At 45.2% G+C, this 25,706-nt stretch carries 23 protein-coding genes and 2 pseudogenes; 5 read left to right on the top strand and 20 right to left on the bottom strand.

The window, feature by feature from the left end; all coding sequences use genetic code 11:
* Window positions 1-81 precede the first annotated feature (81 nt).
* A complete protein-coding gene (locus ACFSUO_RS09255) occupies window positions 82-414 on the top strand; it encodes a hypothetical protein (RefSeq protein ID WP_382393338.1) in 333 nt (110 codons plus the stop codon).
* Window positions 407-559 carry a hypothetical protein gene (locus tag ACFSUO_RS09250; RefSeq protein ID WP_382393336.1) on the top strand — a complete coding sequence of 51 codons (153 nt, stop codon included), beginning with the start codon at window positions 407-409 and terminating at the stop codon, window positions 557-559. The genes ACFSUO_RS09255 and ACFSUO_RS09250 overlap by 8 nt, the downstream gene beginning before the upstream one ends.
* Window positions 560-667: 108 nt before the next feature.
* Here the strand turns inward: ACFSUO_RS09250 and ACFSUO_RS09245 are convergent, their stop codons facing one another.
* The 5 genes from ACFSUO_RS09245 to ACFSUO_RS09225 form a co-directional block, all read right to left on the bottom strand.
* The gene (locus tag ACFSUO_RS09245; RefSeq protein ID WP_382393334.1) at window positions 668-907 is read right to left on the bottom strand and encodes a DUF362 domain-containing protein; all 240 of its coding nucleotides are present in this window, start codon (window positions 905-907) and stop codon (window positions 668-670) included.
* A 73-nt stretch (window positions 908-980) separates the two neighbouring features.
* Window positions 981-1,292 carry a CHY zinc finger protein gene (locus tag ACFSUO_RS09240; protein WP_382393332.1) on the bottom strand — a complete coding sequence of 104 codons (312 nt, stop codon included), beginning with the start codon at window positions 1,290-1,292 and terminating at the stop codon, window positions 981-983.
* 97 nt (window positions 1,293-1,389) lie between these two features.
* Complete coding sequence (locus ACFSUO_RS09235; RefSeq protein ID WP_382393330.1) at window positions 1,390-2,865, bottom strand: Na+/H+ antiporter NhaC family protein; 1,476 nt, start codon at window positions 2,863-2,865, stop codon at window positions 1,390-1,392.
* 243 nt (window positions 2,866-3,108) lie between these two features.
* A complete protein-coding gene (locus ACFSUO_RS09230) occupies window positions 3,109-4,632 on the bottom strand; it encodes an AbgT family transporter (protein WP_382393328.1) in 1,524 nt (507 codons plus the stop codon).
* Window positions 4,633-5,701: 1,069 nt separating this feature from the next.
* On the bottom strand, window positions 5,702-7,858 hold the full coding sequence (locus tag ACFSUO_RS09225; protein ID WP_382393326.1) for a DNA topoisomerase III: 2,157 nt from the start codon (window positions 7,856-7,858) through the stop codon (window positions 5,702-5,704).
* Between the two features lie 123 nt (window positions 7,859-7,981).
* Between ACFSUO_RS09225 and ytaF the strand changes: the two genes are divergently transcribed.
* Entirely contained in the window at window positions 7,982-8,608 is a 627-nt protein-coding gene (ytaF, locus tag ACFSUO_RS09220) for a sporulation membrane protein YtaF (protein WP_382393324.1), read from the top strand.
* Window positions 8,609-8,726: 118 nt separating this feature from the next.
* Here ytaF and ACFSUO_RS09215 read toward each other — a convergent pair whose 3' ends face one another.
* Entirely contained in the window at window positions 8,727-9,623 is an 897-nt protein-coding gene (locus tag ACFSUO_RS09215; protein ID WP_382393322.1) for an AEC family transporter, read from the bottom strand.
* A 147-nt stretch (window positions 9,624-9,770) separates the two neighbouring features.
* Between ACFSUO_RS09215 and ACFSUO_RS09210 the strand changes: the two genes are divergently transcribed.
* Window positions 9,771-10,628, top strand: a complete 858-nt coding sequence (locus ACFSUO_RS09210; RefSeq protein WP_382393320.1) for a CvfB family protein — start codon at window positions 9,771-9,773, stop codon at window positions 10,626-10,628.
* Between the two features lie 70 nt (window positions 10,629-10,698).
* On the opposite strand, the gene ACFSUO_RS09205 is transcribed toward ACFSUO_RS09210, so the two are convergent.
* The 3 genes and pseudogenes from ACFSUO_RS09205 to ACFSUO_RS09195 form a co-directional block, all read right to left on the bottom strand.
* A complete protein-coding gene (locus ACFSUO_RS09205; RefSeq protein WP_382393318.1) occupies window positions 10,699-10,983 on the bottom strand; it encodes a hypothetical protein in 285 nt (94 codons plus the stop codon).
* Window positions 10,984-11,229: 246 nt separating this feature from the next.
* Entirely contained in the window at window positions 11,230-12,786 is a 1,557-nt protein-coding gene (locus ACFSUO_RS09200; RefSeq protein WP_382393316.1) for a Na+/H+ antiporter NhaC family protein, read from the bottom strand.
* Window positions 12,787-13,194: 408 nt separating this feature from the next.
* Window positions 13,195-13,374: pseudogene (locus tag ACFSUO_RS09195) on the bottom strand (small, acid-soluble spore protein, alpha/beta type); the annotation flags it as partial.
* 196 nt (window positions 13,375-13,570) lie between these two features.
* Between ACFSUO_RS09195 and ACFSUO_RS09190 the strand changes: the two are divergent.
* Window positions 13,571-14,353 carry an HAD family hydrolase gene (locus ACFSUO_RS09190; protein ID WP_382393314.1) on the top strand — a complete coding sequence of 261 codons (783 nt, stop codon included), beginning with the start codon at window positions 13,571-13,573 and terminating at the stop codon, window positions 14,351-14,353.
* A gap of 60 nt (window positions 14,354-14,413) precedes the next feature.
* On the opposite strand, the pseudogene ACFSUO_RS09185 reads toward ACFSUO_RS09190, so the two are convergent.
* The 11 genes and pseudogenes from ACFSUO_RS09185 to rpiA form a co-directional block, all read right to left on the bottom strand.
* Window positions 14,414-15,775: pseudogene (locus ACFSUO_RS09185) on the bottom strand (GntP family permease).
* 18 nt (window positions 15,776-15,793) lie between these two features.
* Window positions 15,794-16,915 (bottom strand): glycerate kinase, encoded by a 1,122-nt coding sequence (locus ACFSUO_RS09180; protein WP_382393312.1) that lies wholly within the window; start codon window positions 16,913-16,915, stop codon window positions 15,794-15,796.
* Window positions 16,916-17,034: 119 nt separating this feature from the next.
* Window positions 17,035-18,111, bottom strand: coding sequence for a CdaR family transcriptional regulator (locus ACFSUO_RS09175; protein WP_382393310.1), 1,077 nt, complete (start codon window positions 18,109-18,111; stop codon window positions 17,035-17,037).
* Window positions 18,112-18,215: 104 nt separating this feature from the next.
* Window positions 18,216-18,380, bottom strand: coding sequence for a hypothetical protein (locus ACFSUO_RS09170; protein WP_382393308.1), 165 nt, complete (start codon window positions 18,378-18,380; stop codon window positions 18,216-18,218).
* Window positions 18,381-18,461: 81 nt separating this feature from the next.
* The gene (locus ACFSUO_RS09165; protein WP_382393306.1) at window positions 18,462-19,445 is read right to left on the bottom strand and encodes a Gfo/Idh/MocA family protein; all 984 of its coding nucleotides are present in this window, start codon (window positions 19,443-19,445) and stop codon (window positions 18,462-18,464) included.
* Between the two features lie 102 nt (window positions 19,446-19,547).
* Complete coding sequence (locus ACFSUO_RS09160; RefSeq protein WP_382393304.1) at window positions 19,548-19,883, bottom strand: PTS lactose/cellobiose transporter subunit IIA; 336 nt, start codon at window positions 19,881-19,883, stop codon at window positions 19,548-19,550.
* Window positions 19,884-19,952: 69 nt separating this feature from the next.
* Complete coding sequence (locus ACFSUO_RS09155; protein ID WP_382393302.1) at window positions 19,953-21,251, bottom strand: PTS sugar transporter subunit IIC; 1,299 nt, start codon at window positions 21,249-21,251, stop codon at window positions 19,953-19,955.
* 14 nt (window positions 21,252-21,265) lie between these two features.
* Complete coding sequence (locus tag ACFSUO_RS09150; RefSeq protein WP_382393300.1) at window positions 21,266-21,583, bottom strand: PTS sugar transporter subunit IIB; 318 nt, start codon at window positions 21,581-21,583, stop codon at window positions 21,266-21,268.
* A gap of 18 nt (window positions 21,584-21,601) precedes the next feature.
* Window positions 21,602-21,829 (bottom strand): hypothetical protein, encoded by a 228-nt coding sequence (locus tag ACFSUO_RS09145; RefSeq protein WP_382393298.1) that lies wholly within the window; start codon window positions 21,827-21,829, stop codon window positions 21,602-21,604.
* A 239-nt stretch (window positions 21,830-22,068) separates the two neighbouring features.
* Window positions 22,069-24,699 carry a sigma 54-interacting transcriptional regulator gene (locus ACFSUO_RS09140; protein ID WP_382393296.1) on the bottom strand — a complete coding sequence of 877 codons (2,631 nt, stop codon included), beginning with the start codon at window positions 24,697-24,699 and terminating at the stop codon, window positions 22,069-22,071.
* Between the two features lie 116 nt (window positions 24,700-24,815).
* Window positions 24,816-25,493, bottom strand: a complete 678-nt coding sequence (rpiA, locus tag ACFSUO_RS09135; RefSeq protein ID WP_382393294.1) for a ribose-5-phosphate isomerase RpiA — start codon at window positions 25,491-25,493, stop codon at window positions 24,816-24,818.
* Window positions 25,494-25,706 lie beyond the last annotated feature (213 nt).

Raw genomic sequence — 25,706 nt, 5'->3', positions numbered from 1 at the left:
TGGTGAATGGCAGCCCATTCGGGGATGATCGTCAACCGTTAGGGATGGATATCAACCGGTCGCGGGGGAATATCGACGGGTATGTGTCAAATATCAACCGATCATGAGGAAATATCAACCGATTTACGCCAATATCAACCGGTCATGTGCGAATATCAACCGATTTACGCCAATATCAACCGGTCATGTGCGAATATCAACCGATTTACGCCAATATCAACCGGTCATGTGCGAATATCAACGGGTTTGCGCCAGATATCAACCGGTCATGTGCGAATATCAACCGATTTACGCCAGATATCAACCGGTCCGCAGCGCCCGAACCCCGCCCCCCCATTCCCAACGCTGACCACCGGCCTGGGTGTGTGGTATAATAGCATCATTATCCATAAAGGAGCATCTACCCATGCTTAAGGTGAAAATGAACGTTCAGACTGCTTACCACGGCGATTTGCTCCGGGCAGGCAAAGTTTATGAAGTGGACGAGACGACGGCTGAGCGCTGGATTGCCAGTAAACTTGCCGAAAAGGCAGAAGAAGCGGATGATCAGACAAACTGATTCATCCGCTTTTTTTATGATTGCTACAGCCGTCCGCCAATAAAAAAACCCCGTACGACGCCTTCCGGAGCATACGAACAGGGGTTGTCCAAATTTATAATGAATGTGTCAGCCGGTTCCAAAGAATTCTTCGGCTTCTTCCAAGTATTTTTCCTGGTCGGGAGTCATATCATACTCCTCCACAATAGCATCAACCGGGCACACAGCCTTGCACGCACCGCAATCAATGCAAACATCGGGATCTATGTAAAATTGCTCAGGTCCTTCCTCAATGCAATCCACCGGACAGACGGTCACACACTCACCGGATTTTTCGCCACGGCAGGGATCCAATATTACAAATGCCATTGGTTATACCTCCTTCCACACTTGCTATAATACATGATACGACTAGGAAAAGTAAACAAATCAGAACATGACCTCACACGTCGAAATAAAGGTGGTGATGCAGAACGCAGCCTGAATTGAACGCTTCTCCACAGATGGGGCACTTGTTTTCCCCCGTTAGATACGTATGAATGGTCAGTTCGGTCTGACAGCTTCCGCATAGGATCGCTTTTTCACCAAACGCTTCCCGGGGCCATATTTTTCTGGCGCCACATCCATATTCTTCATGGCATTGAATACAGGAAAAGTACGCGCCACAGCAATAAAATTTAATGGCTATCCGATCGAGGCGGCCGCTGTAATGCCGGCAGCGCGTTTCGTGATCAATTGCACCTGTTACCTCCATTATGTTCCATCCTTTCCAAACATATTGTACAGTTGCTAGTATTCGTCGCTCCAAAAAAGCGGGGTCCCCTGCCTTTTCAGGAAACCCCCTCTAATCATTAATCTTTTGGTCTTTCTTTCAATTCTTCACCGTTTTTCCCTTCAAAACGGAGTCCAAGTCCGGTAAGTGCTGCAATCAGCATGATGACGACCAAGAACCAGCCCTGGAAAACAAACGGGAACACGGAATTCGGCTCAACGACTGGCAGCCACGAATACTCGCCCTGCATCGTCTTAATCGTTGACCAGCCAAGCAGTACTGGTGCACCCCAAGGGAAAATATAGCCTAATGCTGAGGTCATCGCATCAAGCATATTCGCCATCCGGTACCGGTGGATTTTATATTTCGTTCCCAACTCTTTAACAAACGGGGCTGCAGCAATTTCAGCGGCCGTATTGATGGTAATTGAACTGTTCAACAGTGCTACAATTCCCCAAATCGCTACTTCTGCCTTACGTACAGAGTTTTTAATCCATTTGACCAATGCTCCGGTGATAGCTTCCATCGTTCCACCCAGACGAAGCAAGTGAGCCGCAGCAACAATCAGCAGAATAAGGATGGCCATATTGAAGTAGCCAGTAATACCGTCAACTAAAGCACCTTCCACAATCACATCGGAATCCGGGTTAAAGCTAAGTATGTCGCCAAATGTACCCAGATTCAGCATAACAATCAGCGGTACCGCAGCAATGATTCCCCATGTCAGCGATGTGAGCAAGTGCTGTCCAGTTAAAGCAAGAATAAGTACCAATGCAAAAGGAATAAGCATGATAAGTCCACTTGGGTTGACAGACTCAGTCACATTATTAACCGCTGTTTGATCGACTGCAGCACCACTTTCGCCGCCTCCGAAAACCGCAAATAAAATAACGGTTGGCACTGCGGCTATAATGGCATACTTGAAACGGCTTCGCACAACTCCGGGAACATCCGCATCTTGTGTGGTCGCAGAAACGATTGTCGTATCTGATACCGGTGCAAGGTTATCCCCGAACACAGCGCCTGCCAGGATGCCAGCAAACAGAAATGTTGGGTCTGCTCCTACAGCGATCCCTGCTGGATACATAAGCGTACAGAATGCAACAGTCGTACCATAGCCCGTACCGACAGCTGTTGAAAATACTGCTGCCAGCAAGAATGTCAATGCAACGAACATACCGCCTTCCACACCTGTAACAGATCCAATCCAGACGAGTCCTTCGACAAGCCCACCGACCTGAAGTACCTGCGCAAACATACCGGCATAGAACCATGCCACCATCGCAATGACCCCAACCGGCTGGGCCAGTCCGTCAAACAGCCCTTGGGCATAGTCTTCCCATTTACTTTTGCACAGCAACAGACCAAGTGTTAGCCCGATAACCGCCCCCATAACGAGTGCAACTTCCGATGACAGCTGCATGACACTGATTGTAATAGCCCATACGACAAAGAATAATAGCGGAACAGCCGCGCCAAAAGCACCAGTTCGAAAGTCTAATCTCTGAATCGTTTTGTCCCCGGTTGCCCTTTCCAATTCTTCATTGTTCGACATTTTTCTCCCTCCCAAAAATGAATGGATTTTCTTTTTGTATAGTCTATCATAGATTATGAATAGTATGAATGTAAAATGATAATTGATGAAAAATTCATTATTTTTAAAAATATTTCATCAGGCGGAGAAAATGCGAACCACTGAACCATCATACTAAATGACTAGTATACTAAAATTGGATACCTTGGTGAAAAAAAACGCTTGGATCCCTATTTCCTCCAAGCGTTTTTACAAACCAATTCTTTATACATGGACCCCAATTCCCGGGCCGAATGGAATACCTAAAAAGGCGAAGCCAAGCAGCAGAATCGTCCAGATGACCAAGAAAATCAGACTATACGGGAGCATAAGAGCCATTAATGTTCCAAGGCCTGCCTTCTTATCGTATTCCTTCATGAACGCCAGAACGATGACAAAATACGGGTTCATAGGTGTAACGATGTTGGTTGATGAGTCCGCGACACGGTACGCGGCTTGAATAAATGCCGGGTGGTAATCAAGGAAGTAGAACATTTTCAGAAATACCGGAGCTTCCAATCCCCACTGTGCCGCCCCGCTAAATACGAGCAAATTCAGCAGCGCAGTCAAAAAGACAAAAGCGACAACGACAATGATGCCTGTCATGTTCATGGATTCCAGAAACTCTGCCCCAGTCACTGCCAGCCATGTGCCGATGTTTGTCCAGTTGAAATAGGCAATGAACTGTGATACGGCAAAGATGAGAACGATAAAGCCGGACAAATCCTTCATTGCTTCACCCATATATTTGGCGATGGACCTGGAGTTTTCGATTTTCTTCAACGTTACCCCGTATGTGACCCCAATGGTAATGAAAAATAGCATGATGACTGGTACAATGCCGGAAATGAATGGCGACGGAATCATGCCGCCCTCATCATTGCGGAGCGGTGATTCGGGCCAAAGGATTGCAACCAGCAGCAGACCAACGTACACGACTGCAGCAATGGTGGCATTGCGGAGTCCTTTTTTCTCCAGAAGGGTTGTTTCGTCAAACCCTTGCTTCATCTCTCCGTCATAAACGCCAAGCCGCGGTTCCACAATCCGTTCCGTAACCAGCCCTCCTGCAGCGGTTAGCAAGAGCGTTGATACAAGCATAAAGTACCAGTTATCAACCGGTGTTACCGTTGCTGCTCCCTCGATCGTTCCCATTACTTCAGCAGATATGCCGGATAAAACCGCATCCGTATTGGCTACAATGATGTTCGCTGTGAATCCAGCCCCGACACCGGCAAAACCTGCAGCCAGCCCTGCCAGCGGATGCCGACCCACATTATAAAACACCATTGCCGCAAGCGGGGGTACAATCACAAAAGCAGCATCGGCCGCAAGATTTCCAAGAATACCAGTAAAGATAACGGCATAGGTAATAAGAGCTTTCGGCGCCCGGAGAATCGTGTTTTTAATAAACGTCTCTAACAGTCCTACTTTATCGGCAAGACCAACTCCAAGCATCATGGTCAAAACAATGCCAAGTGGCTTGAACCCGACAAAATTATCAATAACCGATGTTATCATAAACTGCAGCCCTTCGCCGGACAGCAGGTTTTTAATAGCCATTTGTTCGTCGCTTCCTGGCTGTGAAAATGTCACATCAAATAATGAGATGAAACCGGAAACGAGAATGACTACAATAGCCAGGAAAACAAATAGCATGAACGGGTCAGGCAATTTGTTCCCGATGCGTTCAATTACGTTCAAGAAGCGTGAAAAAATAGAGTTTTTCTTCCCTTTCGTGCTCGATGCCATGATCGCACCTCCTTTGTTCGTTATTTATGCAGGATCGATAACAGTTTATTACTTTATCACGATAATACCATAATTCCTATAAAAATAGTATATTTATTAGGATTTTTGCCCATTTTCATAGATGAATAACCGTGAATGTTCACTTAAATACACGTCGGACCGTTCGTACAAAAAAGGCTGGGACAAAAGTATGGAAACAACGAAAAATCCGAACGTTGATTCAACATTTTTTCCGTTCAATGTCAAACCAGTTCGGATTTTTATAATGTCAAAAAGTATAACTTATGGATGACCTTATACAAAAAACTTCAGCACTCACTATAAGACGAGGCTGGGCCTGAGTTTTTCTAATGACTCTTTTCGCAAACTTTGTATCCAGCGTAGTTGATATAAACTGCGACGTACTGAAAAGTTGGGGCGTTATGCCACCGCTCCAGGCAGTCGCTTTCACCACTCCGGGTATAAGTGCGACATCTGCTCAAACTCACGCTTTTCGCAGTGTCTTCTTTACCGCGGGCAACGCTTCAGCTTCCTCGGAAGCAAAAACCGCTTCCTGTGGGATCTTCAGCTGTTGCTTTTCCCGCAGGAGTCGACTGCCCTCCGCTCCAATCAACCATCGTAATTGTAGTTCAACATTTTTGTAATTTCCTCAATCAAAATATAAAGTTGTTAAGCACAACACAGCGGAGGAAATACACGGAGACTCCTGTGGGAGCAGAGGCCTAGATGAGACCCCGCAATGCGCAAGCACAAAGCAAGACTTCACTGAGTAATCTGCGACCTGCGAGGAGCGTATGCTTCACCAAGTTAGCTTGTAACGTGACGAGCATGAGAAGGCTCATCAGCCGCCCACGGAAAGCGACGAGCAAGACATCCACCGAGTAAACTGCGAGTTGCGAGGAGTGCTGCTTCACTGAGGAACTTGCAACACGACGAGCACCCCAGTGTATTTCCGAAGCGGTGGTCTAACACTCATACAAAGTTATGTCGCAGTTTATACAAGTTGTTCAGTAGTGTTCGGCTTTTATGTTAATGGTTTTCGTTATGTCCCAGCCCCGTCGGATTCAATCTATTTTTTCAGTTTGGACAGCGCTTCGGCCAGTGCATCATTTTTAAAACCATCGTCCTGTTTATTCAAGTATTTATTAACGTCTTTTTTGGACACTTTGTTCTGCTTCTCTTTTTCTTTTCGTTTATTGAATGCCGAGACTTTCTCGCGATGGCCGCACTGACAGGTGAATGTTTTTCCTTGGCCTTCTCCGCGAAGTTCCATCCGTTTATGGCAGTTCGGGCACCGGGCGTTTGTCCGCTTGAAAATGTTTTTCTTATAGCCGCAGGAACGGTCCTGGCAAACGAGCATCCGGCCTTTTTTGTTATCGACTTCCATCATCAGCTTGCCGCAGTCCGGGCATTTGCTTCCCGTCAGATTATCGTGTTTGAATGTATCCTCTGACGTTTTAACCTGCTGGACAATTTCTTTTGTATACGTTTTGATGTCGCTGACAAACTGATTTTTTGTTAATTTACCGGCTTCGATCCGGGCCAGTTTGTCTTCCCACTCTGCAGTCAATGCCGGTGAGCGCAATTCTTCTGGGACCAAATCAAGCAGCTGGCGGCCTTTCGATGTGGTATAAATATACTTGCCGCGTAGTTCCATGAGCTGGCTGTTGAACAGCTTTTCAATAATGTCGGCCCGGGTGGCAACCGTACCGATTCCACCGGCTTTATGAATGGTTTTGGTGAGATGCTTATCGTCCTGTTCCATATACCGTGCCGGATTTTCCATCGCCTGCAGCAGCGCACCTTCCGTGAAACGCTCAGGCGGCTTCGTTTCTCCTGTTGTCAGCTTAAGTGCTGCACCAGCTGAAGTGGCTCCTTCCTGCACGTCCGGTAGCTGCACATTCGCCGCTTCGCCGTCGTTATACAATTCTTTCCAGCTTTGTTTTTTAATATTTTTCCCTTTTGCTGTAAAGTGCTCATTTCCAATTTGTGCCTCAACGGTCATCTGTTCATACTCATGTGGATCAGAAAGAACAGCTAAAAAGCGTTTGACAACAAGGTCATAGATTTTCCGTTCTTTATCATTCAAGTCCGCCATGCTGACAGATTCTTCGGTCGGGATGATGGCATGGTGGTCTGTCACCTGTTTATTGTCCACAACCGATTTCGGGAGTTTCCATTCCTTTTTCATCAGTTTGCTGGCAGCACGGGAATAGCCGCTCGAGCTGGCTGCTTTCACCCGATCTTTGAGTGTTGGAACAATATCCGATGACAGAACACGGGAGTCGGTTCTTGGATACGTCAGCGCTTTGTGCTGTTCATACAGTTTCTGCATCAGTGAAAGCGTCTGTTTGCCGGAAAACCCGAATATACGGTTGGCATCACGCTGCAGTTCGGTCAGGTCATACAGCTGTGGGGCATGTTTTTTCTTATGTGTTTTATGAACACGCACAACTTTGGCCGGTTTATTTTTAAGCTGATGCAGCAAATTCTCCGCTTTTTCTTTGGAAAAAATCCGGCTGTTGTTGTTTCCATCATGCCAGGTCAAGGTCATGCCGTTATTCAGCTTGGCTTCGATTCCGTAAAATGGCTGCGGCTGGAAGTCTTTAATCTCCTTTTCCCTTGCTGCAACCATCGCCAGTGTTGGTGTCTGCACCCGACCTGTCGACAGCTGTGCATTAAATTTTGTTGTCAGGGCGCGGGTTGCGTTCAGTCCGACATACCAGTCCGCTTCCGACCGTGCCGCCGCTGAAGCATACAATTTTTCATAGTGTTTGCCCGGTTTCAGGTTGCTAAACCCTTCGCGGATCGCCTTATCTGTAACCGATGAAATCCATAGCCGTTTGACAGGTTTGTTGACCCGGGCTTTTTCGATGATCCAGCGGGCTACCAGTTCCCCTTCACGTCCAGCGTCTGTTGCAATGACAATATCACTGGCATCACTTCGGTTCAACTGTGCTTTGACAGCGCTGAACTGTTTGCCGGACTGTTTGATGACGGTCAGTTTCAGCTGTTTCGGCAGCATTGGCAAATCATCAAGGCGCCACGTTTTCCATTTTTCCTCATAGATCTCCGGGTCGGCAAGCGTGACCAAATGCCCGAGCGCCCATGTCACAATATACTTAGATCCTTCCAGAAAGCCGTTACCCTTTTTATGGCAGTTCAATACGCGGGCAATATCGCGGCCGACAGAAGGCTTTTCTGCAAGTACAACTGTTTTGCTCATAATCTAAATCCCCTCTTTTATTAACGCTATGATGTTACTGTAACACAACTTCATGCGTATGTTCGCGTTTCACACCTTCCGCTAAACACCATACAATATGGTAGACAATCGGAAAGGAAATGGATGCCGATGCTCTACTACACCGGATTACTTTTTTTGATTATTGGAGTCAGTATTGACGGGTTCGGTGCCGGGATGTCGTATGGTCTGCGCAAAGTTCATATCCCTTATTCAGCAGTTGCCATCATTATGCTTTGTTCGGGGTTTATTGTCTATCTTTCCATGACCATTGGGACTCTCCTCAAGTCAATCATCACACCCGAAATTACCGGCAGCATAGGCGGAATCATTCTGTTCTGCATCGGTTTATACTGCTTATTTAATGTGACACGTGCCGAGCATGAGGCACCAGCGAAAAAAGCGCCTGCCGACGAAACGTGGAACCATGTCAAAACTGTCATGAAAGAACCACGTCGGGCTGATTTAGACCAGTCAGGCAGTATTTCCGCCATGGAGGCGACACTGCTTGGGTTCGCCCTGGCGGTGGATGCGTTCGGCGCCGGGCTGGGAGCTGCCATGCTCGGATATGAACCGTTGCTGACTGCAGCCTCCATCGCATTGATGAGTGGAATCTTTGTGCTTTGCGGTGTGCGGATGGGTGTTTTTTTGGCCAGAAAAAAATGGACACAAAAACTGACACTCCTCCCGCCATTTTTGCTGATGCTGCTCGGAATACTGAACATGATATAAAGCGAAACTTCAATCGGTGGGAGTTTTTCATCTCCCACTGGCGGCGGATCAGACAGTTGCTGCATGCTGCTGTCCGGCCGCGGCTGGGGAGCTGTAAAGCTGAAAATTATCCCCGTGATCAGCTCACAAAGTTTAACAGCACTGTAACCGTGACAATGCTGATTAGCGTTGTCACCAGTGTGATGCTTGAAACTAGATCCGGTTCTGTATCAAACTCGACCGCATACATGGTTGTCGTGGCTGCACTTGGCATCGCAGCAGCAATAACAAGCACCGAGCCAACGACAGGTTCAATTGGAACAAGCCAAATAAACAGAAAGGCAATCAGCGGAGACAGCACCATGCGTACCCCGGCCGTGGTCAAAATTACCTGCCAATTGAATTGGAGTGATGTAATGGATGCCAGCTGCATTCCGAGTAAAACCATCATTAATGGAACAGCCGCATCGCCTAGCATCGACAGTGTCGAATAAACGGTTTCCGGAACATCCCATGAAAAAGCCTGAAAGACAAACGCCAAAATAGCTGCATATGTCGCGGGCATTTTGAAAATGGTAGTGCATGCCCGTAAAAATCCGCTCGAGCTGCGGGAAGCATAGTATACACCGAACACGTTCATAATCAACGACTGCAGCACCATTAGAAAAATCGCGTACGGCATGGCCGCCTCCCCAATCGCAAACAGCATAACCGGTACACCATAATTGCCGGAGTTCATGAATGCAGTCGTCAGGATAGATCCGCTTTCAACGGATTCCGACCATTTAAACACCCACGCAAACAATTTGACTAGCCCAATCATCGCCACCAGCAAAACAGCCGCGAATAGGATGATGACCGTATATCCCCTGTTGAACGATGCCTCATAAAGTGTCGTGAACACAAGCGCCGGAAGAAAAATATAAATGGAGGCTGCTGCGATTGATTTCACATCCAGTATGCGAATCCGCTGCAACACATACCCCGCCCCAAATACTGCCATAATCGGCAGCACAACCTGAACAAACAAATGCATGAAACCATCCCCGCTTCTCTAATCTTTTACCAGTCTACCATATGCATCCCCAACACTCGACCCAGCCGTTCATGTATTACTTTTCAAGCGAATGGGGTATCCCTATAATAGGAGAAGATGAAGTTTACAGGAAAAGAGGGCATACAGATGAAAGCAGGAACTATACATACATTAAACGTCGTTCAGAATGCAGAACAAGGCTATTGGCTGCAAAACAACGTCTTCTTCCCCACTCATGACGGGGAACTCATACTAGATCCGGGACAGGCTGTCCGTGTTTTTCTTTACCTAGATAAAAAAGGAAATATGACTGCGACCACCCGCCTCCCTTCCATTGGACTAGATACCTATGACTGGGCCGAGGTTACCGGGGCTATCCCGGGGCTTGGCGTGTTTGTCGATATCGGCATTCCGAAACAAATCCTCGTCTCCATCGATGAACTTCCTTATCTGGAGAGCGTCTGGCCAATCGAAGGAGACATGCTGTTTGTAAAACTGGCAGCCGACAAAAAAGGACGGCTGCTTGCTGTTCCCGCCACAGATCATTTCTTTGAAGCACATTGGGAATTCGCTCCCGAAGAAATTTATAACCAGCCGATTAGCGGGCGTGTCTACCGCACCAGCAGGGAAGGTTCGGCGATTATCTCCGAGAACGGCTACCGTGGTTTCATCCATCATACGGAACGGAAACAGGAGCCGCGTCTTGGGGAATGGGTGGAAGGCCGCGTGATTGAGGTGAAAGACGACGGATCGGTTAACGTTTCTCTTTTGCCTATGAAACGGGGATTGATGGAGGAAGATGCAGAAGCTATCCTTTCCCAGCTCCAACAAAATGACGGCATCATTCCTTTTACTGATAAAAGCAGCCCTGAAGCCATCAGGCAAACATTCAATACGAGCAAAGCCGCTTTCAAACGGGCGCTCGGCAAGCTAATGAAGGAAGGAAAGATTAAACAGCGCGACGGGAAGACGATACTGACGGATGGACAGGCAGACGGGGATTGAACCCGGCTGCCGAAGACTGCAGCATAAAAAATATCTGCCCTTATACAGGGCAGATATTTTTTTCATATGCTTATTTTTGTTCGGATTGGTTACTGGTGTCAACAAGTGATGTGACAATAAATCCGATGGCAGCAGCAAACAGACTGGCGCCTCCCCAGCCGCCGAACCCTAATCCCATAATTTCAATCCGGCCTACTGATGAAATCGAAAGCAAAATAATTCCAAGTGCAAATAGTACTCCTGCTGGCTTATAAATGTCATACTTATCAGGAGATGATACTTTACTAATAATGATGTTGATAACCATTAACACCACCAGTAAAGCTGCGCCGGCTACTAAAGCCATATTAAACATAATACCACCTCATTCTCTTTACTATTCTACTATTAGTGTATCTGCGTGCTTATACAAAGTCAATTTTATCGCTGTTTATTTAATATTGCCCCTAAAAGCTACATTTCATGTGCGTACACCAGTATTTTTCCTGAATGGGTCCGGGTGTTGGGTCGGATGATTTCAGATAAAACTGCGGCACGATTGGCCACAGTCTTATTTAGGACTCACGCCAGCTCCAGCATCCACCACTTTACGCAATCAAGCTTACGATTGTACGGTGCCATATTCATCCGGTATCTGTTTTCCCCATGTTTTATTAAGAATAAATGCCAGGACAAACAGCACGACAGCACCGACAATAAGTGCCACAAGCGGGGAGCCTGTTATTCCGACAGTCAGGAAGGAAACAATTCCACTGACACCCGCTGTTATAGCATACGGGATTTGGGTGTTGACGTGATCAATATGGTCACTTCCCGATCCGGCAGAAGACAAGATGGTTGTATCTGAAATCGGTGAACAGTGATCCCCGAATATACCACCGCTGAATACGGCAGCAATCGCCAGGTACATGGAAATATCCATGGATGCGGCCAGTGGCATGGCGATTGGAATCATAATTGCAAACGTTCCATAGGATGTTCCTGTCGTAAATGCTACAACAGCACCAATAGCAAACAGCAGCACTGGAATGACGATAGGAGAGGTGGTCTGCTCCACAAAATGCACGATGTATTCAGCTGTTCCAAGTTCTGTTGTCACACTGCCGATGGACCAGGCCAGTGTCAATATGATGTAAACGAGCATCATGCTACGGAATCCGCTGACGATAATGTCCATTGATTCCTTGAATGTATAGAGTTTTTGCTGCATCCCCATCACCATAGCTACAATTGCGGCGGTGAATGCAGCGATTAAAATGGATGTCGCTCCATCCGCTTCCCCAAAGGCGGTTACCAAACCTTTATCCGGATAGCCGCCAGTCCACAGGAATAGTGGTGGAATCATGGCGACAAGGACGACAATCGGTACAATCATATTCCGGATTTTTGGTGTATATCCTTCTGGCATCTCCACATCACTCATCTGGTCATCGGACGGTGGTGCCGCATCATCGCGATAGACTTTTCCAGATGTTCGTGCACGATACTCCGCCTGTGCCATCGGTCCGAAATCCCATTTCAAAAATACAATAATTCCTACCAATATAATTGCCAGAATCGAGTAGAAGTTAAATGGTATTGAAAAGATATAAGTCATGTATTCTGATTCAGATATGCCCAGTTCCGCATACTGTGCCCCAATCAGCCCCATCACGAACACCACCCAAGTCGAGACCGGCCCAAGTAGACACATTGGTGCCGAGGTGGAGTCCACAACATAAGCAAGTTTTTCACGCGAGACGCGCATTTTATCCGTTACCGAGCGCATAACACTTCCAACGGTCAGTGCGTTAAAATAATCCTCAAAGAAAATAATAAGTCCGAACACCATCGTCGAACCTTGGGCACCCCTTGGCGTCTTCACTTTTTGCGAAATAGCATTAGCAATGGCATGTGCACCGCCAGTTTTCTGCAAAAACGCAATCAGTACCCCGAAAAGCCCGCAGTAAATCAGAACGGTTGCACTCCACGGATCCCCCACACTCGGAATGATGAAGTCACTGAAACTTTTGTACAGTCCCAGGAACGGATTCCAGCCGTAAAGCATCGTTGCCCCAAGCCAGACTCCTGCAAACAAAGCAGGTATGACATTCCGGGTAATGAGCGCAAGTACAATCGCAATCACCGGTGGAAGAAGCGAAAGTATCCCAAACTCCATGTGTAATCTCCTCTCGAAAAATTATTTGATTATTCCTATTAGTAGCATATTTAAATTCTCACGATAATATTTCTACAAAGGATAGAAAAATCCTGTTAAAGTGCGTGTATAAAAAGGAGGATAAAAAGGACCGAGAATTTCGAGGCGGCGTAGTTTTGAGCAGCGGAATGTATGTATTTAGATACATGAGCAGCGGAGAAACAAGCCAACAAAGAAATTCGATGTGTCATTTTTACCGGACTTTTTAAACAACCTCTTAAATTATAGTTTTTTTTCCTAATGGACACAAATCATAGGCACTAAAGGCGGGACAATGGATCTGTGCCCGCGTTCCATTTTAAAAAAGACAGACCCAGCGTGTGCTGGGTCTGTCTTTTGGGCATGCCTGAGGTTATTTTTTGTCGGACACATGCTTGATTCGGCGATTTTAAGCATTCGCTTTACCATCTCGCCGCCCACAGAGCCGTTTTCACGTGCAGTTGTATCCGCTCCGGGCTGAACGCCAAATTCATCTGCAATTTCCTGTTTCATGTTTTCCATTGCATCCTCCGCGCCAGGCACCAGCAAATCATTTTTATCATTTGCCACAACTGATCACTCCTTGTGGGATTTAGAACAGATTAATTAACCTGTTACATTTGTATCTTTTCACGTCTGCACCCTTTTACCCCTGTAAAAAAATGCATATCTGCGGAATTCCAGGAGTTGCCTGGTTATTTTTTCGCAAAACTACCAGGCCTGTGCTAAAATGCACAACAGAGACTACACAGACAAGGAGATGCACATGACATACAAACTTCTATTCCTGGATATTGACGGAACCATTTTAAAATCGGATCATACATATACGGAAACGACGAAACAGGCCATCACGAAGGTGAAAGAAAATGGCGTCGATGTTTTTCTCGCAACCGGCAGACCACTTCATGAAATCAGCGACCTGGCTGAAGAATTGGATATCCATTCATTTATTGCGTACAACGGCGCATTCGCCAGTCACCACAACGAGACCATCGTAAATGAACCAATTCCGAAAAACAGTATGGAACGGTTCATCACCATTGCAGAAGATAATGATCACGAGCTCCTGATGTATACAAGGGAAAAAAATTATTCCACAAACCTTGAACGGCCACTCGTCCAGAACTTTATCGACTTATTCGATTTGAAAGCAAACGCTGCCTTTTCACCTGCTGTATTGGACAAAGTTTTAGGCGCAACGGCAATGAATGTAACACCAGACCAGGCTCGTTTATATGAGACCGAGACCAATTTCCAGGTTTCCCCCGTCCATGTCAACGGTGCAGAAAACTGCTACGACATACTGCGGACAAATGTCAACAAAGGATATTCCATTGAAAAAATCCTCGATCTGCTCGGCATAGCACCTGAACATACCATTGCTTTCGGGGATGGGATGAACGATAAAGAAATGCTGCAAACTGTCGGGGAAGGCTTCGCTATGGGAAATGCCCACGACGACCTTTTCAAATATGCTAAACACCAGACCGCGACAGTGAACGAAGAAGGTATTGCCCGTGGCCTTGAGCAGCTTGGGATGATTTAGCATATAGTAACATCAATAAAAGAATGCTCCAAGAGTAAACCCCTTGGAACGTTCTTATTCCTAAACGAACAGAATCCATAGAATAAACGTAACAGTAATCGCTACAACCCCTTGCAATAACGTTCCTACAGTTTGTGCTTTATATGCCTGTGTTACGGACATCCCACTAAATTACTTAACAACCCAGAAATAGCTGTCATTTATATGTGAAACAACCATTGCACCAGCACCTACTGACATAACCACTAAGGAAAGCGGCAATGCCCCAGTAATTCCTGCCTCTGGAAGTAATGGTGCCACTAATGTTGAAGTAATTACAAGTGCTGCTGTTGATGACCCTTGGGCTGATTTCAATGCGGCGGCAATTAAGAATGGAATAAAAATAAATAATGTACCCGTAAAAAACGCATTTTCACCAACCCCTTGTATAAAATCAGCCACAGGCGTTGCACTAATTACTGTTCCAAATGCACCACCTGCACCGGTTATCAACAATATTGGGGCAGATTCCTTAATCCCAATACCAATCCATTCCGTAAGTGTCTCTTCGTTATAGTTAGGCAGTAACAAAAATGCAAACAACACCCCAACTAATAAAGCAACAACTGGTGATCCCAAAAATAAAAATATATCGAAAAACGTTCCTGACCAGCCGACAAATGTAATAATAGTACTAAAACCAATCAACAAAATAGGTACAACAATTGGTGCAAATGATTTGACCGTTGAAGGCATCTCGCCAAACTCTTTTAGGATTGTATCATAATCATAAGCGGAAGCATCATCGTCTTCCCCTTCTACTTTAATTTTTGTTCCTACTCGCACTGACCAAATATAACCAGCGATAATTGCCGGAACCGCTACGATAACACCAATCAATATAATTGTTCCCAAGTAAGCTTCAGCACCAATATTTCCAGCTGCAGCAATCGGCCCCGGGGTTGGTGGTACTAATGTATGTGTTGCGAATAGTCCAGTTGATAAGGCTATGGCCATCGATGCGACTGTAACTTTAGCCCTCTTCGCAAGTGCTTTCTTTAATGAGGACAAAACAACATAACCGGAATCACAGAATACTGGGATACTGACAATTGAGCCAATAATACTCATTGCCAATTGCGGGCGTTTCTCCCCTACTAATCGCAACACAACTTCCGCCATCCTGAGTGCAGCTCCGGATTTTTCCAAAATAACGCCTATAATAGTGCCAAAAACAATAACAAGACCAATACTTCCCATCAATCCGCCAAAACCATCATTTACCGAATTAACAACCTCTGTTAACGGTAGTCCGGATACAATGCCTATACCAAATGCGGCGATAATTAAAGATAAAAATGGATGCAATTTTAGTTTAGCTGTAGCAAAAATGACAAACAATACCCCAACAACAATAAGTAAAACGAGTCCAAAACCTTCCAATCTCTCCACCCCTTTTTTCTAAAAGTTTTTCAATAATTGAATTACCTGCTTCGTTTGCTCAAAAAGCAGTTCGTCAGCCTTTTCAATACAGACTTCCAGCGACATTGGCTTATTCACAATTGAAAAACAGCCTGTAAATCTTGCTCTTAATATATCTAAATCACCTTCAAGACCACCCGACATTAAAATCACAGGAACCTGATATTTCTTTGCAATAGATGCAATATAACCCGGTGCTTTTCCGTAAAGCGTCTGTTCATCACTTTGGCCTTCACCTGTGAGAACTAAGTCAGCATTTTCAATTGCATCTTCAACATTGATTAAATCCCCTAATAGATGTGCCCCTGAAACAAGGTTCCCTCCAAGGGCTAATAAAGCGAAGCCAAGACCGCCTGCCGCCCCAGCGCCAGGTATGTCCTTTAATTTTTTCTCTAGGGAAGACTCAATTGCACTGCCATATACATCTAATGCAAGGTCATATTGCTCTACTTGATCAGCTTTCGCTCCTTTTTGCGGCCCAAAGACCCTTGTTGCTCCCCTTTCACCGCAAAGCGGGTTATCGACATCACAAGCAACTTTTATATCAGCATCGGCCAATCTTGTATCAATCCCTGAAAAACTGACATCCATGAGGTCCTTCACACCTTTACCAAAAGGGGTAACCGTATTGCCATTTCCATCATATGCTTCCATTCCTAAAGTCTGTAGCATACCCAATCCACCATCGTTCGTGGCACTGCCCCCAAGACCTAGGACAAACGATCTACAACCTCTATCCAGGGCATCGCGTATTACTTCACCTAACCCAAAAGTTGTGGTAACATCTGGATTCCTTTTATCCATTGGAACCTGAACCAAGCCTGCAATGCTGGCACATTCAATGATGGCCAAATTTGAATCAACTATCGCGTAAGATGTATCGATTTGTTCCCCTAATGGTCCTGTGCACGTTATAGGAACACGAATACCACTGCTCGCAGAAAATAATGATTCCAACGTACCTTCCCCACCATCAGCCATTGGTTTCAAACTAACATGGCAGTCTTCATCAATTGTCTTAATAGCTCTTTCCATTATTTTCGATGCATAAATAGATGTGAGACTCCCTTTAAACGAATCAGGTGCAACTACGATGTTCATATAGTACTCCTTTGTTCTTAGTGTATATATTTATTAAACAACATTGAGAAAGCGCTAACAATTAGCGATATTAATAAATTTTAAAAATATTCAATCCAATAATTTGTGCATTTGCACAGTTATATTTCCTTTCTACTTCTTATTGTTCGTAGCAGAAAAGCATCGTCAAAAAGTCGTGGATCCAATCCTACTTTAAGAGTTATCTGTTCTAATCTGTATAGAAGCGTGTTGCGGTGAATATGTAAAGTCTCTGCAGTTTCTTTTGCGGAGAAGTTCTTTAAAAAATAAGTGTCAATCGTATTAATATATACTTCCCCTAATGATTCAAGAAGGTGTTTATATTTCAAACAAATATTATTAAACACATCATCAGGTATTGATCCAGCCAGCCTTTCTAAGTTCCATTCCTGACTGTAAGTTATTTTTCTCTTCCCTTCATTAAACCATAAAGCTTGCTTTGCTAGCTGATATGACTGACGTATACCATCTAATCCGTACATCTGGTCCCCGACACCAATTCTAACTTTTTTATGATAAAGCCAATTTAATAAGCGCTGTATGGCTTCAAAATCGATTGAAACTGCAATTATAACTTCATCCTCCTTAAATGGAAGAGTAAATAACGAATTTATTTTGGATAACGTTATTTCTTGCCGGATCTCTTCCAGAAGATGATGTACACCTGCACCTTGCAATACAATAACCCGCCAATAGGTTTCTGTGCTGATTCTTAGCGAATAAGTAGCTTCTTCCAGAAGTTTCTCTTTATTATATCCACTGGGATGGAGTAATTGATGAAGCCAATTATTCCATTGCCTCTCCTTAAAATATTTCTGCTGCTGGGTATAGATTTGATCGATAACAATTTCGACCGATGTACGAATTAATCCTGTTATGCGCATAATATCTTGCGGACTTCCGCTCACTCCAACTACACCTGACATTTTCTGTTGATTCACTATTGGTAGATTAACACCAGGCCTAGTCCCCGGATAATAATGTACATCCTCATTATTCAGAATTAAAGAATTATTGGTTTTAATTACTTCGATTGCCCCAGAATGAAGCTCATTTATTCTCGATTTATCCGTGCTGGCAACAATTTTTCCATCTAGATTCATTATATTAATATCAACATCGATATTTTCCGCGAGCCTCTTTATGATTTCTTGCCCCAATTTGTTCGTTATTTTCAATATTAAAGTCCCCTTTATGTTGAAAGAAACAATACTTATCGATATCACAATCTTAATTTAATAATTAATGAGATTCAAAAGTAAACCGAGTTATAAAGGCAATTTCATGTGGACTGATGTTCACCGGTAAATGGGTTGATAGTTGCCACAGAAGAGTTGTTAGCTGCCGTAGACCAGTTGATAAGTACCCCCGGGCGGTTGACATCCGCAACAAACCAGTTGATATTCACTCCCGACCGGTTGATATAAACAGGTTGATAATCCCGCAATTGAGCTCACTTCCACCCCTCCGTTAACCACTCTTCCCCCATCAAAAAGGACCGGCTATCCCGGCCCTGTAAAACCCTCCATCATTTTTCACTGTCAAAAATAATACCGTTTTCTCTCCGAACGTTTTCCGCTACTGCTAAAACGTCATAACTGATCGTTTTCAGTCGTTCGTATGCGTCAGTATCATTGGTCTCGATTATACGGACAAATGATTCAGCCTCATAAACCATGTTATTCGGATGATCGTCTGCAGACAATTCTACCACTTCATCTCCCTTGTTCCGCAGCACTTTCGGATGGTACATATCACCCGCATTCTCAAACACCAGTGTCCCATTTTCCCCGTGAATTTCGCATGTGTTGATCGACTGGGCAATCTTGGAACAAAGAATAGTTGCTGTAAAGCCGGGATATTCGAGGACCAGTGTTCCGCTGCCATCGACACCACTGTCGAGCAGAACCGGAAAATAGGCAGCATTTGACGGTTTGCCGAATAAGCCGACCGCAATGGACAGCGGGTAAACACCGAGATCCATAAGTGCACCGCCGGAAAATGCTGTTGTAAATACATTCGGATCCTCACCGGCCAGGTATTTGTCATAACGTCCCGAATATTGCACAAATGGCAAAATCATGCTCTGGACTGCACCAATCTGCTCCACACCTTCCTGAATACGTGTGAAGTTCGGCGCATACAAGTTCCGCATCGCTTCAAACAAGAAGACACCATTTTCCTCAGCAATGCGGTACGCTTCCTCCCATTCTTGTAAATTGGAAAAAATAGGCTTTTCACAAAAAACATGCTTTTGTCCCTTTAAAAACGTTAGCACGTGATGAAAGTGATGTGAATTCGGTGATGCGATATAGACAGCATCCAGTTCATCGCTTGCCGCCATTTCTTCCAGATCGGTAAATACATGATTCACGCCATGCTTTTCGGAAAATGCACGGGCTTTGTCATCCGTTCGCGAGTAAACTGCCGTATGTACAAGCGTATCCGTCTCCATGGCTGCTTCAATAAATGCATCAGTGATCCAACCCGTACCAACTGTGCCAAATTTCATGTCCTAACCTCTCCCCTCAGCGGATTGTTTGTTATAGTCTTTCCATATGTATAAATGCTGCTTGACACCGCATATTCGGCAGTCAAGCAGCATTCACATGAGTTATTGCTGTTCCAATTTTTCAACCCGTTTTTCCAGCTTTTCTGTGTTCTTTAGCTGTTCGATCATGCGCTTGATCAATTGCAGTTCAGCCTGCGCGGTCATGACATGATCCTGTGCATGAATCATAAAAAAGCTCGGAACACCTTCATCATCCGGGTTCTGGATCAACTCGGTCTGGTATTTGTGACCTTTCAAAAACTCGTCATTCGCTTCTTCTAGCAATTTTTCAGCTTCATCAAAGTTGTATTCTTCCGCTTCGTTTAAAGCTTCATAGGCAGCACCGCGGGCATTGCCCCCGTGCAAAATCAATTGTGTCATGATTTCCTCGTAGTTCATTACATTAACACTCCTCTTACCTCTTGGCTGTCTTAGTGATTGCAAAGTCCTTCTTTTTAAACATGTATCTTAGGCTTCTTCTGTCGCCTTTTCTTCCTGTACAAGCTGTTTATCGTACTGTTTGAAGAATGGCCAATAAATGAGCGCGGCGATAACAGCGTTCATAATTTGTACCAGTCCGGCAACCACCGAACCGCCTGTTGCAATGAAACCGCCAAAGAATATTGGTACCGTAAACGGCGGCTGCACAACAACCGGAGGTATAACGCCTGTCGCAAACAGAATGTAGTTAATCGTCACAATGACAACAGGACCCAATACGAATGGGATAATTAAGATAGGGTTCAATACAATTGGTACCCCGAAAATCAACGGTTCATTAATATTAAATAGTGATGGAATAATCGCTGTTTTACCGACCTGTTTCAATTGAACGGAAGCAGCAAACAGCATGAATATAGCAAGACCAAGTGTTGCACCGGAACCACCAATGTGTGTAAACATGTGGAAGAACGGCTCAGTTACAATACCAGTTGCTTCAGATGGATTGCCTGCACTGATGGCATCCGCATTATTCGCCATCTGGGTCATCCAGAATGGGTAAGCAACAGATGATACCACGTTCATGCCGTGAATACCGATGGACCAGAGCACAAGCATCAATAGAATCATGCCAAGTGCGGCCCAGTAAGAGTTCGATGCCGACACAAGCGGACTGAACAAATCAAGAACTGCCTGTGGTATCGTTTTTTCCAAGTTAGCCCAAACAATCCATTCCAGAGCCCATACCGCAGGCAGAATAAGCAAGAATGGCACCAGTGCACGGAACGTTCGCATGACATATGGGGGTACTCCTGCCGGCATTTCAAAGGCTACACCTTTATTAATTAGAAAACGCATTGCTTCGGTCGTCAATATACCTAAAATAATTGCTACAAATAAACCTTGTCCGCCTAGATAATTCAAAATATCGCCAAACGGCACTTGGCTAATATCTGTGACCGGGAATGCTGTCATGAAAAACGCCAGCATAGATAGAATACCTGCCATTGCCGCATCCATGTCATGCCGTGATGCAAGACTATAGCCGACACCAAATGCAACAGTCACCGCCATAATCCCGAAAGTCAGATTATACGGGAATAGAATTTGTCCCTGTATCGGTGCAATCGCATCCTCCCACGCATTAATAATTCCCCAGTCGAGTGATGTCGGCGGATTGGCAATAATCAGGAAAATCGCACCCGTTATAATAACGGGTAGCGCAAAAATAACAAATGCATCACGAATGGACTGCAAGTATTTATTCTGGGCGATTTTGCCCAACGGTTCCATTAGTTTATCTTCCATCCACTCTACTACGTTCATGGTGGTCTCCCCCTTTATTTTTCCAGTAATTTTAATGCTTGATCAAGCACTTTATTTCCATCCATCAGTGCAAACGCCCGCTGATCGACGAGTTCGACCGGAATATCATGCTGTTCCGCCACTTTTTTCACTTCTTTTTTAAGGTGACGCACTTGCGGCTCAAGCAATGCAACATCATACTGGCTTGCTTTCTCTTTAAATTCACCGGTTCCGCCGGCATATGCCTCTACATCCATTCCCCGCTCCCCTGCTGCTTCTTGTACCTTTTTAGCAAGCTGGCTGGACGTCGCACCCCAGCTGCACAAGATAATAACTTTCACTTGATCTGCCATATTAATCCGCTCCTTTTATCATGAATGTTGTTTTGTCAGGATGTCTTTCGCCATTTTGTCAACTTTCTTGTAGTGCCCCATAAGCCAATATGAAAACCATGAAGCCGCATAGATAAAAATTGAAAAACCTATGCCAAATCCGAGGATTACATTTGCCGATGGTTTTCCAGTCAGCACTGCGTAAAGACCGTAACCGGTCCAAATAAGTGCGAACACCGATGCGTAAATAATAAAGAATTTTTTCATCCTATCCCTCCCAGCTAACCAGTGGTTATTTTCCACGTTTGGGCAACTTTCATGCATCCATCCCATCCACAGAAGGGTGCATTCACCTGTTATAAAGCAAAAAGTATGCCAACTTTAGAAGCAAAGTCGTAAAATAATTGCTGAACCCCCGAGTGGCAAGGAATATGATTTTAAAATCTTTCCGCTAACCGTGCGAAAAAACACAATAAAAAAATGTGTGCAGTAATGATTGCACACATTTAGCGAGAGAGTTTAGCCAACTCTCGTTTTATTTCCTCTGGAACATGAATATGAAACGTCTCTTCCAGCCTGTCGCAAAATGGATTCCATAATTCCAGTTCGCGTGCTGACAGTACCGTCTGATTATCCAATGGGATGGAGGAGAGTAATTTCTTGTCACTCTGTTGCAGGTTTGCTGCAATGATGCGATCGATTAGCCCACCAATATGCATCCACATGCCAAGCTCCCGATTGCTGTCCCAATCATAAAAATCACGGATTGGAGGAATGTGTTTCTGCAGCAAATTTGCAATTGTTTTCGGATTCACATACGTTATAATTTCCTGAAGTCCGTGTGTGATCAATTCATATATTTCATCATGTGAAACGTCTTGATTCAAAGGTGGCAAAGCCGATTTCCTGGTGATCTCCAACAGCTTATGCATCCGGGAAATCCCTTCATGCTGCAACAGTTCCCAAGCCGGTATATAAGGAATTCCGTCAATGGATACTGGAACCGTGCCAATGATAGCAATGACATCATAATAATCTTTCAAGCCAGTAAGAACGGACGTGTCTTTCGTTGCGGGATCAATTCTTACCGACCGTATTAACACATCCTGATCAATTTCGGACAGCTGATTTTCAATCCATGATTCCAGGAGCTGTGCGGCACCCTCCCCCGTGAAACATACCGTCGCTATCAGCCGTTTCTTCCGGACACCGGATGCCTGTTCTTTTTCCACGAACCTCATAAAGGCATTTTTAGTTTCAGTATACATCCCATCCAATGTCTGATCGGAAATAAGGGACTGTCTTCCTGCCTCCAGGACCATTGGTAAATTCACACTGGAAAGCGTCCGGATGGGCACAAGTACTTCCTGCTGAATCGTATCACCCATAGTGATCAAGGAACCAATATCCACTAAAAGAAGGGCACCACTAATATGGGAAAGACCGTTAATCGTCTGTTTCACCCGTTCATACGTATCCTCGGCTGAAATGTTCAGCGGCATATCAACCGCATGAATGACATTGTTCCCAAGCAGATGATTAGTTACCTGAGCCATGGAAGTGGAAGTCGATGTTCCGTGTGTCACTAGAACAACGGCGATTTCCTGCTCCTTTGTTACTTCCGGCTGCACCTTTTGCTCCGGTGTGAGGAAGTGAGCAATTAGTTCGACTTCCTCCTGTGGCAAACCCATGCTAAGTTCCGAACTTAGGTGAGAAGCCAGCTTACCGGCTGCTTCCCGGTACGTTGCATTCGGGTGGATCATCACAGGAATCGGTACTTTCTGCACATCTTCAAGCAAATGGTTCCGGTAATTCTGCAGATGCAATCCAATTACGTAAAGCTGGCTTGTATGCAGTTCAAATGGAAGAATGGCATTCAATTCACCCAGTGCGTCCTGTAGTACCCGAAATAAATCATTGTCAATCAAATGTTGCCAGCTTTCCTGTAATAACGAAGGCTGTTTATATTTTTGTGTTAATTCCCGAATATAATCAAGCACTGCTTTTTGCATATCAGCATTTTCTTCGTTTGACTGCTTGTCCAGCCGCTGATAAATATTCGGAAATGGATATACTGTTTGTTCCGTATTACTGCGGGCCGCAATTTGCTTGGACGTTTTATGTTCATTCCAGTTCCGCTGTTCGACGAATTCTTTTTCACCCAGAAAGTCTTCCAGCTTAACAAGCACCTTCGTTTCATGCCTGTTCAAGTAGCGCAAATAAGCCCGAGCACAAGCAATCTGAATATCACTTTTCAGTTGGCCAATGTTGCCAGGACAATCATAGGTGAGGAATGCTTCTCGGCAGTCTTCTTCAATCGAAAGCGCCGCATTCATTTTCGCAGCCTCATCAGAAAGAAAACGGTCAATTAACGCCTCCCGTTCCGCTGCTGTTCGTTCCCTCAGTGAGGGTACATTCAATTTTACAGAAAACCGGCGCAGCAGAGTCGGGAGCAGGTATGTTTCCGAGTCTTCTGTCGTTGCCCCGATGAGCGCAATGTTTGCCGTCCGTTCCTGCGTGGCTTCCCCGAGCCGATGGTAAATACCTTTGTCAATCAAATAAAACAGCATCTCCTGGCCTGATGGCGGGAGGCGGTGGATTTCATCCAAGAACAAAATCCCGCCGTCCGCCTGTTCCACAAGTCCAACCTTATCTTCCGTTGCACCGGTAAACGCGCCTTCCTTTATCCCAAAAATCTGCCCGACAAGCAGCTCCGGATTTTGGGCATAATCTGCACAGTTAAATGCGATAAATGGCATATTTTCATACGTTTCCGAATTCTCAATGGCCAGACTTGACAGTTTTTCGGCCAAATAAGACTTTCCTGTCCCCGTTTCCCCTGTCAATAAAATTGGAAGTGGTCTGGACGGGTATAAAAAGGCTGCCATTCCTGTTTCAAGAATTGGCTGTAGACTCTCCCCGGAACCGATTACATTTGTGTCGGGGGCTTCCTTTTGTACCAAAGCATGCACCGCATATCTGACCGGTTTGCCCGATATTTTTTCAATGCGGTTGGCTTTCACCAGATCATTCAGATACCGGCTTGCAGTGGAGCGGTCAATCTGAAGCTGTTCCCCTATTTCAGCGGCAGTTGCTCCATCATTGCCGGCTTTTCGTAATTGCTCGTATATATCCATCAGTCGACTCATGTGTATGTGTAACCTCATTTTTCCGCTAATTTATACTTCCTATTTTATTCTAGCAGGAACACAGGAAAAAATCATGCCTTGGACCGGCCGCTTCTTGCTGTCCGTCAGCTGTCACGAATGTCCACACCATCCGGGTGACCAACGAGCAGCTTGTCCGCCATGCCGGCAAAAATTCCGGTTTCCACCACACCAACAAGCTGCTTCAGCTGCTGATGCAGTGCTGCTGGTTCATGGATGGTGCCAAAGTCACAATCGAGAATATAGTTTCCATTGTCAGAAGTGAACAGGCTCCCATTATTTTGACGCACGACCGGCTTGGCACCCAAATTGGCAATGCGCTCTGCCGTTACCTCCCAGCCGAACGGCAGCACTTCCACCGGGAGCGGAAATGCCCCAAGCTGGTCCACGAGTTTCGATTCGTCGACTATAACGACAAATTGTTCTGCGGCTGCTGCGATGATTTTTTCCCGGACAAGTGCACCACCGCCACCTTTTGTCAGATTCCATGACTGATCAGCTTCGTCCGCTCCATCAATGGCCAGATCCAGCGTTTGCGTCTGGGAGAAATCCGTAAGCGGAACACCGAATTCCTTCGCCCACGCTTCCGTCTGCCTTGATGATGGAATGCCTGCAACGTTTAGCCCATCGCAGACATGCTCGCCAAGCTTTCGGATCATCCAATAAACGGTGGAACCCGAACCAAGACCAATCGTCATGCCGTTTTCAATGAACCGGAATGAAGCTTCCCCTGCTTGTTTTTTTGCCATTTCTTTTGCATCCATCGTTTAACAGCTCCCTTGTTTTCATCATTTTGATAAGCTTCCATTCCACTCCAACACGTAAAGGCATCGTTGTCACATGATAGGCACCCATCGTGAATCGGGGTTCTATTTATATAATCGTTTCCGGTAAGTGTAAGGTGTTATGCCACTTCTAAAAAAGCACCACACTTTTTCTAAAGTTGGAACGATTGTATATAAAAAAATTGTTTTCTT

The sequence above is a fragment of the Lentibacillus juripiscarius genome (assembly GCF_042685205.1).
GTDB lineage: Bacteria > Bacillota > Bacilli > Bacillales > Amphibacillaceae > Lentibacillus > Lentibacillus juripiscarius.
Note: the sequence above shows the minus strand (reverse complement) of the source record. Positions and strands in the feature narration are given on the sequence as shown.